Origin of the sequence: Streptomyces durocortorensis, assembly GCF_016901035.1 — a bacterium.
GTDB classification, from domain to species: Bacteria; Actinomycetota; Actinomycetes; order Streptomycetales; family Streptomycetaceae; genus Streptomyces; species Streptomyces durocortorensis.
In genome coordinates this window covers 40,413-51,409 of the sequence record NZ_JAFEUF010000023.1, presented here as the reverse complement: position 1 = coordinate 51,409, position 10,997 = coordinate 40,413, and the positions used below count along the sequence as shown (strand labels likewise).

Below are 10,997 nucleotides of genomic sequence, written 5' to 3'. Positions count from 1 at the left end.
CTCGATGACGGCGGCGATCTCGACGATCCGGCCCGCGTACATCACGGCGATCTTGTCCGCGACGTCGGCGACGACGCCGAGGTCGTGGGTGATGAGGATGAGGCCCATGTTCAGCTCGCGCTGGAGTTCGGCGAGGAGGTCCATGACCTGGGCCTGGACGGTGACGTCGAGGGCGGTGGTGGGTTCGTCGGCGATGATCAGGGAGGGTTCCAGGGCCATCGCCATGGCGATCATGATGCGCTGGCGCATGCCGCCGGAGAACTGGTGCGGATAGCTGTTGACCCGGTCCTTTGCGGCGGGGATGCGGACCCGGTCCATCAGCTCGACGGCCTTGGCCCTGGCGTCCTTCCGGGACATGCCGCGGTGCACGACGAACATCTCGCCGAGCTGCTGGCCGACGGTGAGGACCGGGTTCAGCGAGGAGAGGGCGTCCTGGAAGATCATGGCCATCTCCTGGCCGCGGATCTTGCGCCGCTCCTCCGGCTTGAGCTTCAGCAGGTCCTGGTCCTTGAAAAGGATCTCGCCGCCGGCGATCTTCCCGGGCGGCATGTCGAGGATGCCCATGATCGCCTGGGCGGTGACGGACTTGCCGGAGCCGGACTCGCCGAGGACGGCGAGCGTCTCGCCCTCGGCCACCGAGTAGTTGACCCCGTTGACGGCTTTGGCGACGCCTTCGCGGGTGTGGAACTCCACGTGCAGATCGCGCACTTCGAGCAACATGGCAACCGGCTCCTCAGCGCAGCTTGGGGTCGAGGGCGTCGCGCACCGCGTCGCCGAGCATGATGAACGCGAGCACGGTGACCGCCAGCGCTCCGGCGGGCCAGAGCAGCATGTGCGGGGCGTTGCGGATGTAGTTGGCGGCCGCGGAGATGTCGATGCCCCAGGAGACGGCCGGGTCCTTCAGGCCGACGCCGAGGAAGGAGAGGGTCGCCTCCAGCGAGATGTACGTCCCGAGCGCGATGGTCGCCACGACGATGACCGGGGCGATGGCGTTCGGGGTGATGTGGCGCAGCATCATGCGGGAGTTGGAGGCGCCCAGCGCGCGGGCCGCCTGGACGTAGTCGTTCTGTTTGGCGGTGATGACGGAGCCGCGGGCGATGCGGGCGATCTGGGGCCAGCCGAGCAGGACGATGAAGCCGACGACGGGCCAGACGGTGGAGCTGGTGACGACGGACAGGAAGACCAGGCCGCCGAGGACGACGGGGATGCCGAAGAAGACGTCGGTGAGGCGGGAGAGGATCGAGTCCCACCAGCCGCCGAAGAAGCCCGCGAGTCCGCCGAAGAGACTGCCGAGGACCGCGACGCCGAGGGTGGCGCAGACGCCCACGGTCACCGAGGTCCGGGTGCCGTACACGACCCGGGTGTAGACGTCGCGGCCCTGCGGGTCGAAGCCGAAGGGGTGGCCGGGCTCGGAGCCCTTCTGGGCGTCGTCCAGGTTGGCCTGGAGGGGGTCGCCGCTCGCGATGAGCGAGGGCCAGATCGAGATGATCACCAGGAAGAGGATGACCAGCGAGGAGATGATGAAGACCGGGTTGCGCCGCAGGTCGCGCCAGGCGTCCGACCAGAGGCTGCGCGGCTTTCCGGCCGGCCCGGCGCCGTCGGGGCCGTCCGGGTTCTTCTCCAGGCTGGCGCCCTCCTCCAGGGCGAGGTCCATGGGGCCGCCGGCGCCCGCCGGGGAGATCGCTCCGTCCGATGACTGCGGCTCAGGCATAGCGGATCCTCGGGTCGAGTACGGCGTACAGGAGGTCGACGATCAGGTTGGCGGCCAGGAAGACGAGGACGAGGATCGTGACGAAGCCGACGACGGTCTGGGAGTTCTGCCGCAGGATGCCCTGGTAGAGCTGGTAGCCGACGCCGTGGATGTTGAAGATCCGCTCGGTGACGATGGCCCCGCCCATCAGGGCGCCCACGTCGGTGCCGATGAAGGTGACGACGGGGATGAGCGAGTTGCGCAGCAGGTGCCGTACGACGACCCGGCGGCGGGGCAGGCCCTTGGCGACGGCGGTGCGTACGTAGTCGGCGCGGGCGTTCTCGGCGATCGAGGTCCGGGTGAGCCGGGTGACGTAGGCGAGCGAGACCGAGGCGAGGACCAGCCCGGGGACGAGGAGTTCGTCGAAGGTGGGGTCGGCGGAGACCGAGGGCTTGATGATGCCCCACTTGACGCCCAGGAGGAGCTGGAGCAGCAGGCCGGTGACGAAGGTCGGGATGGCGATGACGACCAGCGTCAGGATGAGGACGGTGGTGTCGACGGGGCGGCCGCGCCGCAGCCCGGTGACGACGCCGAGGCTGATGCCGATGACGACCTCGAAGACGACCGCGACGATGGTGAGCCGGATGGTGATGGGGAAGGCGGTGGCCATCAGCTCGGTGACCTTCTGCCCGTTGAACGCGGTGCCGAAGTCTCCGGTGAACACGTTGCCCATGTAGGTGAGGTATTGCTGCCAGACCGGCTTGTCGAGGCCGAACTCGGAGCGCAGCTGGGCGGCGGTGGCCGGGTCGCACTGGCGGTCGCCGCAGAGGCCGGCGATGGGGTCGCCCATCACGTTCACCATGAGGAAGATCAACAGCGTGGTGCCGAAGAAGACGGGGATCATCTGCAGCAGCCGCCGGATCACATAACGTCCCATGAGGGGCTCCGGGGGTCGGTCGAGCGGTACCGGGCAGGTGGAGCGCGGACGGGCACGAGGAGCGCGGACGGCCGGGGCGCCGGTATGTCGGGCGTCCCGGCCGTGCGCGTCGCTCAGTGCGTCACTTGACGGTGATCTCTTCGTAGACCGGGACGCTGAACGGGTTCAGCGCGACGTTGTCGACCCGGTCCGAGTAGCCGGCGCTGCCGTTCTGGTACCAGAGCGGGATGACCGGCATCTCGGTGACGAGGATCTTCTCCGCGTCCTGGAAGGTGGTGACCGCCTTCGCCTTGTCGCTCTCGGCGTTGGCCTTGTCGACCAGGTCGTCGAACTCCTGGTTGCTCCACTTGCCGTCGTTGGACGGGGCGTTGGTGTAGTAGAGCGGCTGGAGGAAGTTCTGGATGAGCGGGTAGTCCATCTGCCAGCCGGCGCGCCAGGCGCTGGTGAGCTTCTGGGTGGAGACCTGGGCGCGGAAGTCGGCGAAGGTGCCGACGGGACCGCCGACGCAGGCCTTGTTGTCGCCCATGACGTTGTTGATGCTGTTGCAGACGGCGTCGACCCACTCCTTGTGGGAGCCGGTGTCGGCGTTGTACGAGATCTTCAGCTGGCCGCCGGGGATGCCGCCGCCCTCGTCGATCAGCTTCTTGGCCTCGGCCTTGTTGTACGTGCACTCCTTGCCGCAGAGCCCTTCCTTGAAGCCGCCGTCCGCGCCGAGGACCGGGGAGGTCCAGTCGGAGGCGGGGGTGCGGGTCTTCTGGAAGATCTGGTCGGTGATCTGCGGCCGGTTGATCGCCATCGACAGGCCCTGGCGGACCTTGCGGGCGTCGTCGGTGTCCCACTCCTTCTCGTAGAAGGGGAAGGCGATGGTCTGGATGATCCCGGCGGGGGTGTTGATGTACCGGTCGCCGAGGTCGGCCTCGACGTTGCGGAGCTGGGAGGCGGGCACGTCGTCGACGAGGTCGAGGTTGCCCGCGGTCAGGTCGGTGTAGGCGGTGTTGTTGTCGGTGAAGACCTTGAGGTCGACGCCGCCGTTCTTCGCCTTGTCGTCGCCCGGGTAGTCGTCCCACTTGCGCAGGTTCATCGAGGAGCCCTTGGCGTACGACTCGATGGTGTACGGGCCGTTCCCGACGGGCTTGGAGAGCCAGGCGTCGTGGTCGTCGTAGAACGCCTTGGGCAGCGGGACGAAGGCCGCGTAGCCGAGGGTGTCGGGCCACAGGGAGAACTTCTGGGTGAGCTTGGCGGTGAAGGTCAGGTCGTCGACGACCTTCAGGCCTGACAGGGTCTCGGCGGAGGCGGACCCGGATTCCGGGTGGACCTTGTCGTAGCCCTCGATGTACTGGAAGAAGTAGGCGTTCTTCTGGTTGTTCTTCAGGGCCGCGCCGTAGTTCCAGGCGTCGACGAAGGACTTGGCGGTGACCTTCTCGCCGTTGGAGAACGTCCAGCCGTCCTTGAGCTTGATCGTGAAGTTCTGGGAGTCCGTCGAGTCGATGGACTCGGCGATCATGTTCTGGGCCTCGCCGGTCTTCGGGTCGTAGCGGATGAGTCCGCGGAAGACCATGTCGAGGACCTTGCCGCCCTGGACCTCGTTGGTGTTGGCCGGCTCCAGCGGGTTCTGCGGGTCTCCCCAGGAGGAGCTGACGATGCCGTCGGCGCCGCCGCTGCCGCCACCGTCGCCGTCACCGCCGCCGCAGGCCGTCGCTGCCAGGGCGACGGCCACCGCACATGCGGCCCACCTGACCTGTGTGGCTCCGCGCATGAAGTGCCTCCTAGAGTCATCGAGTAGCTCAATGCCTCATATCACCGCATTACGTGACGTACCGCATGTGGGGTTGCCCCGTACGGGCAGAAGGGCTCGCGGACACGACGATGCCCGGCCCCCCGAAGGGGACCGGGCATCAGCCGTTGAACAGCCGGAGCGGTTACGCCGCGTGAACGACGTCCTTCTCCTCGGCGAAGTGGCACGCCGACTCGTGCGAGGCCGGGGTGGTCCCCGCCACGAAGCGCTCGGGGATCGCCAGCAGGGGCTCCTCCGTCGCGCAGCGCTCCTCCGCCTTCCAGCACCGGGTGCGGAAGCGGCAGCCCGACGGCGGGTTCGCCGGTGACGGAACGTCACCGGTCAGGATGATCCGCTCGCGTCCCTCGCGGGCCGACGGGTCGGGAACCGGGACCGCCGAGAGCAGCGCCTGGGTGTAGGGGTGCGTCGGGTGGTCGTAGATCTGCGTGTCCGTGCCGATCTCGGCCATCTTGCCGAGGTACATCACACCGACCCGGTCGGAGATGTGCCGGACGATGGACAGGTCGTGCGCGATGAAGAGGTAGGACAGGTTGAACTCGTCCTGGAGCTTCTCCATCAGGTTGATGACCTGCGCCTGCACCGACACGTCGAGCGCGGAGACCGGCTCGTCGCAGATGATGATCTCCGGGTTGAGCGCGAGGCCGCGGGCGATGCCGATGCGCTGGCGCTGACCGCCGGAGAACTGGTGCGGGTACCGGTTGATGTACTCCGGGTTCAGACCCACGACGTCCAGGAGCTCCTGGACGCGGCGGCGCCGGTCGCCCTTCGGGGCCACCTCGGGGTGGATGTCGAAGGGCTCCCCGATGATGTCGCCGACCGTCATCCGCGGGTTCAGCGAGGTGTACGGGTCCTGGAACACCATCTGGATGTTGCGGCGCACCGCCTTCAGCGCGCGCCCGGACAGCTTGGTGATGTCCTGGCCCTTGTAGAAGACCTCGCCGGCCGTCGCGCGCTCCAGGGTCATCAGGAGCTTGGCGACCGTGGACTTGCCACAGCCGGACTCGCCCACGATGCCCAGGGTCTCACCGGCGTACAGGTCGAAGGAGATCCCGTCGACGGCCTTGACCGCGCCGATCTGCTTCTTGAAGAGGATGCCCTGGGTCAGCGGGAAGTGCTTGACCAGGTTGCGCACCTGGAGGATCGGCTCGCCCTGGCTGACCGGCGCGTCGATGGCGGCTACGGCCTCCGCCTCGGTCGCGGCGTCCACCGTCTCCACCTCGGAGACGTGCGGGGTGGCGTCCACGGGCTCCTGCTCCTTCTTGAGCTCAGCCATGGATCGTCTCCTTCCAGAAGTGGCACGCGCTGCCGCGGCCGACGAGCTCGAGGCCGTCCTGCTCGGTCACCGGGGCGAGCGGCGGGACGTCCGTACGGCAGATGTCCTGTGCCTTGGGGCAGCGCGGGCTGAAGGCACAGCCCGCGGGGATACGCGTCAGGTTGGGCGGCAGCCCCTTGATCGCGTACAGCTCCTGGCCCTTCTGGTCCAGGCGCGGGATCGAGTCGAGCAGACCCTTGGTGTACGGGTGGGCCGGGCGGCTGTACAGCTCGCCGACCGGGGCCGTCTCCACGATCCGGCCCGCGTACATCACGGCGATCTTGTCCGCGACGTCGGCGACGACGCCGAGGTCGTGGGTGATCAGGATCAGACCCATGTTGTACTCGCGCTGCAGCTCGGCCAGCAGGTCCATGACCTGGGCCTGCACCGTCACGTCGAGCGCGGTGGTCGGCTCGTCGGCGATGATCAGGTCCGGCTCCAGGGCCAGCGCCATGGCGATCATGATGCGCTGGCGCATACCGCCGGAGAACTGGTGCGGGTAGTCCGAGATGCGGGCCGCCGCCGCCGGGATCTTGACCTGGTCCATCAGCTCGATGGACTTGGCCTTGGCGTCCTTGCGGGACATGCCCTGGTGGACCCGGAACATCTCGCCGAGCTGGTAGCCGACGGAGAGGACCGGGTTCAGCGAGGACAGCGCGTCCTGGAAGATCATCGCGATCTTGCGGCCGCGGACCTTCCGGCGCTCCTCGTTGGACATCTTCAGCATGTCCTGGCCGCGGAAGAGGATCTCGCCCTGCGTGATCTTCCCGGGCGGCATGTCGAGGATGCCCATGATGGTCTGCGCGGTCACGGACTTGCCGGAGCCGGACTCGCCGAGCACGGCGAGCGTCTCGCCGGCGCTGACGGTGTAGTTCACACCGTTGACCGCCTTGGCCACACCGTCGCGGGTGTGGAACTCCACGTGCAGGTCACGGACGTCGAGCAGTGGACCGTCGCCACTCACGGACTCCCGCGGTGCGGGGACGTGAGCCGTCTTGTCGATGGTGGTCACGAACGCCTCCCTCAGCGCATCTTGGGGTCGAGGGCGTTGCGGACCGCATCGCCGAACATCAGGAAGGACAGCACCGTGATCGAGACCATCACCGAGGGGATGACCAGGACGTACGGCGCGTTGCGGAGCTGGTCCTTCGCAGTGGACACATCGATGCCCCACGAGACCGTCGGCTCGGCGAGGCCGATGCCGAGGAACGACAGGGTGGCCTCGGCGGCGATGTAACCGCCGAGCGCGATGGTGGCGACCACGATCACCGGAGCGATGGCGTTCGGCAGGATGTGCCGCGTCAGGATCCGGGTGGTGGAGGCGCCGAGCGCCTTGGCGGCGACCACGTAGTCGGCCTGCTTGATCGTGATGACCGAGCCACGGGCGACACGGGCGATCGAGGTCCAGCCGAGGAAGGCCATCGACAGGATGACGACCCAGACGGAGCGCTCCTCGAAGGTGGTCAGGATGACCATGGCGCCGACGATGAAGGGGACGCCGAAGAAGACGTCGGTGATCCGGGAGAGGATCGTGTCCAGCCAGCCGCCGAAGTAGCCGGCGAGCATGCCGATCACCAGGCCGGTGAGGGTGACCGCGATGGTCACGACCACGCCGACGGTGATCGAGGCGCGGGCCCCGTAGACGACACGCGCGTAGATCGAGCGTCCCTGGACGTCGTAGCCGAGCCAGTCGGGGGCGAAGAAGTTGCCCCACTTCGGGTGCTGGAGGTAGTGCTCGGCCAGGTTGGCGTCCCGCGGCGAGGCGCTGGTGAACAGCCCCGGGAAGATCGCCATGACGGCGAGCAGCAGGATCAGCACCATCGAGATGAGGAAGAGCGGGTTGCGGCGCAGGTCGTGCCAGGCGTCCGACCAGAGGCTGCGCGGCTTGCCGGGAGCGGGCCCGGCGTCGGTCGCGGCCGGCGTCTGAGCCTCCGCCGGAACGTCGGTGCTCTTGGTGAGTGCGGTGGTGTCAGGCATACCGGATCCTCGGGTCCAGGACCGCGTAGAGCAGGTCGACGAGCAGGCTGCAGACGAGGTAGACGATGACCAGCAGCGTCACGATGCCGACCACCGTGGCGCCCTCGCGCTTCCCCAGAGCCTCGAACACGAGCTGTCCGACGCCCTTGATGTTGAAGATGCCCTCGGTCACGATCGCGCCGCCCATCAGGGCACCGATGTCCGTGCCGAGGAAGGTGACGACCGGGATGAGCGAGTTGCGCATCAGGTGCACGCCGATGACGCGGCGGCGCGGGAGGCCCTTGGCGACGGCCGTACGCATGTAGTCGGCGCGGATGTTCTCCGCGACCGAGGTACGGGTGAGCCGGGCCACGTACGCGAGTGACAGCGACGCCAGCACGATGGCCGGCATGATCAGTTCGCTGTTGGTCGGTTCGAGGCTCACGTTGGGCTTGGCGATGCCGAGCTGGAACGCGAAGAGGTGCTGAACGAGGAAGCCCAGGACGAAGGAGGGCATGGAGATCAGCACCAGCGTCAGGCCGAGCAGGCTGCGGTCCCTGAGGGACTCGGCCTTGAGGCCCGCGACGATGCCGAGCGAGATCCCGGCGACGACCGTGAAGATGAAGGCGAAGATCGCCAGTCTCACGGTGATCGGATAAGCATCGGCGATGACGTCGGCCACCGGGCGCTTCGTCCCGATCTGTGTGCCGAGGTCCCCCTGGAACAAATTGCCCAGGTACTGCAAATACTGCTGCCAGATCGGCTGATCCAGACCGAGGTCGGCCTTGATCTGCGCGATCTGCGCAGGGTCTACGTGCTGTTCACCGGCAAGTGCTCTGACGGGGTCGCCGGGCAGTGCGTACATCATCAGGAAGACCAGCAGGGTCGACCCGATGAAGACCGGGATCATCTGGAGCAGTCGTCGTGCGACATAGCGCCCCATGGGTGCCTCCGTGTGGGGATAACTGCGGCGCGGGGGCCGCCTCTTGACAGAGACGACCCCCGTGCCTCCGGCCGCGCTGAGGGCAGCACGGGCGGATGACGGCCAGTTGGGGAATGACCCGCAGGCGTTACTTGGTGGTGACGCCGGTCAGTTCGAGGTCACCGTGGAAGTCGACCTTGACGTTGTCGACGTTCTTGCCGTGGCCGCCGTTGATGGCGTAGTACCAGAGCGGGATGGCGGGCATCTTGTCCACCAGGGCCTTCTCGACCTCCTGGTAGGCGGCGACGGACTCCTCCAGGGAGTCGGCCTTGTCGCCCTTCGCCATCAGCTCGTCGATCTCCTTGTCGGCGAACCGACCGTTGTTCGACTCCGCCTTGGAGTGGTAGAGCTCCTTGAGGAAGTTCACGTTGACGGGGTAGTCGGCCACCCAGCCACCGCGGTAGAAGCTCTTGACCTCGTTGTTGTCACGCGCTTCGAGGTCGGTCGGGAAGTCCGGCTTCGCGTCGCCCACGCAGTCGACCCCGGTGGCGTTGCGGATGGACTCGCAGACAGCGGTCACCCACTCCTTGTGCCCGCCGTCGGCGTTGTACTGGATGGCGATCTTGTTCTCCGGGACACCGCCGCCGGCCTTGATGAGCTCCTTGGCCTTGGCGGGGTTGTACTTCAGGATGTCCGAGTCGAGGGTCTGGTTGCCCTTGACCTGCGGAGGCGTGAAGCTCGTCGCCGGGATGCGCGTGCCGTTCAGGACGGTCTTCGTGATGGTGTCACGGTCGATCGCCATGGACAGACCCTGGAGGACCTTGGGGTCGATGTCCTTGAACGTCTTCGAGTAGAACGCCGGGTTCAGCGACTGGATCGCCGCGTACGGCTGGTCGATCGCGCCGTCACCGAGGTCCGTCTTGTACTTCGGGAGGTCACGCGGGCCGACCTGGCGGATCATGTCCAGGTTGCCGGAGACGACGTCCGAGTACGCGGCCTCGACGGTCGTGTAGTTCTTGAACTGGATGCCCTTGTTGGCAGCCTTGTTCGGGCCCTGGTAGCCGTCCCAGGCCTTGACCTGGATGAGCTTCTTGCGGTCCCACTTCTCGAAGGTGTACGGGCCGTTGCCGATCGGCTTGAGGCCGAACGCCGCCGGGTCGTCGTAGAACACCTTGGGCAGCGGCGCGAACGTCGCGTAACCGAGCTTGTAGTTGAAGTACGGGACCTTGTTGCTCAGCTCGATCGTGAACGTGGTGTCGTCCACCGCCTTCAGACCCGACATCTTGTCGGACTTCGGCTCACCCTTGCCCGGGTTGACGTCCTCGTAGCCCTTGATGTCGGAGAACCAGAACGCGTTCTGCTGCTTGTTCTTGATGTTGGCGTACCAGTTCCACGCGTCGATGTAGGACTGCGCGGTGACGGCCTCGCCGTTGTGGAACTTCCAGCCGGACTTGAGCTTGACGGTCCAGGTCTTGGAGTCTTCGGTCTCGACGGACTCGGCGTTCGTGAGAACGATCTCGCCCTTGTCGTCGAAGTCCAGCAGCTGGGTGAACAGCGACTGGATGACGTAGGAGCCGTTGCTCTCGTTCGTGTCGGCCGGCATCAGCAGCTTCTGGGGCTCACCGACGTCGATCGAGACGTAACCGGCGGGCTGTCCCGACGTGTTCTTCTTGTCCTCGTCGCCACTACCGCCGCCACAGGCAGTCGCGGCCAGGGCGATGACGGCCGCTCCCGCGACCCACTTGGCGCTCTTGGCACCGCGCATGGGTTTCCTCCTCATGAGTCCACTTTTGACTACAAGAAGGGCACTGGAGAGATTCACCGACACCCCTGACGGTGATCGTTCAGTGCCCCGAGTGTGCTCGTGAGTCGGCACTCCCCACAGTGCGTGACCCATTGACCCGAGCTCAATGGAGCCAACTATTGAGTACGGCCGGGCTGTAAACCACACTTAAAGGGTCTCGGTTTGACAACATCAGACCCGCCCGTGTGCCCGAAATCCGGACAAAGCGATCTCAGACAGACACGCCCGAAACGGACTGTTAACACATGTTCCGGAGAGCGACCCCCGATATCCGGACACCCTGGTCAGGAAAAGCGATTGACGAAGGCCCGGCCCACCACAGTGTCCGTGGTGGGCCGGGCCTTCTGTCAATGCCCGTGCTGACGGTCCGTCCGACGCGGTCCGGGGGGTGCGTGGAGGTCTCCGCATACGGAGCGTACGGCTCCGGGCCTCCTGGAGCCGTACGCACGAGAACACACAGGACCGCCCCGCAGCCCCCAGGGGCGGGCGGGCGGGGCGCAAGGGGCGGGGGGGGGCGCGGGCGGCCCTGCTCGGCGGGGGAGCCGTGCGTGGCGCGCGCGGCCGGGCGGCCGCGCGGCGTG

At 67.0% G+C, this 10,997-nt stretch carries 9 protein-coding genes; all 9 read right to left on the bottom strand.

The window, feature by feature from the left end; all coding sequences use genetic code 11:
* On the bottom strand, positions 1-720 hold a 720-nt coding region (locus tag JS521_RS07650; RefSeq protein ID WP_205081964.1), incomplete at its 3' end, for an ABC transporter ATP-binding protein.
* 13 nt (positions 721-733) lie between these two features.
* Positions 734-1,711, bottom strand: a complete 978-nt coding sequence (locus tag JS521_RS07645; protein ID WP_205081963.1) for an ABC transporter permease — start codon at positions 1,709-1,711, stop codon at positions 734-736.
* Positions 1,704-2,627 (bottom strand): ABC transporter permease, encoded by a 924-nt coding sequence (locus JS521_RS07640; RefSeq protein ID WP_047178619.1) that lies wholly within the window; start codon positions 2,625-2,627, stop codon positions 1,704-1,706. The genes JS521_RS07645 and JS521_RS07640 overlap by 8 nt, the downstream gene beginning before the upstream one ends.
* Before the next feature lie 121 nt (positions 2,628-2,748).
* Complete coding sequence (locus tag JS521_RS07635; protein ID WP_205081962.1) at positions 2,749-4,383, bottom strand: peptide ABC transporter substrate-binding protein; 1,635 nt, start codon at positions 4,381-4,383, stop codon at positions 2,749-2,751.
* Between the two features lie 163 nt (positions 4,384-4,546).
* Positions 4,547-5,695 (bottom strand): ABC transporter ATP-binding protein, encoded by a 1,149-nt coding sequence (locus JS521_RS07630; RefSeq protein ID WP_205081961.1) that lies wholly within the window; start codon positions 5,693-5,695, stop codon positions 4,547-4,549.
* Positions 5,688-6,746, bottom strand: a complete 1,059-nt coding sequence (locus JS521_RS07625) for an ABC transporter ATP-binding protein (protein ID WP_205081960.1) — start codon at positions 6,744-6,746, stop codon at positions 5,688-5,690. Before JS521_RS07625 ends, JS521_RS07630 begins: the two co-directional genes overlap by 8 nt.
* Positions 6,747-6,757: 11 nt before the next feature.
* The gene (locus JS521_RS07620; protein WP_205081959.1) at positions 6,758-7,711 is read right to left on the bottom strand and encodes an ABC transporter permease; all 954 of its coding nucleotides are present in this window, start codon (positions 7,709-7,711) and stop codon (positions 6,758-6,760) included.
* A complete protein-coding gene (locus JS521_RS07615; RefSeq protein WP_205081958.1) occupies positions 7,704-8,633 on the bottom strand; it encodes an ABC transporter permease in 930 nt (309 codons plus the stop codon). Before JS521_RS07615 ends, JS521_RS07620 begins: the two co-directional genes overlap by 8 nt.
* Positions 8,634-8,760: 127 nt before the next feature.
* Entirely contained in the window at positions 8,761-10,377 is a 1,617-nt protein-coding gene (locus tag JS521_RS07610) for a peptide ABC transporter substrate-binding protein (RefSeq protein WP_205081957.1), read from the bottom strand.
* Between the last annotated feature and the right edge of the window lie 620 nt (positions 10,378-10,997).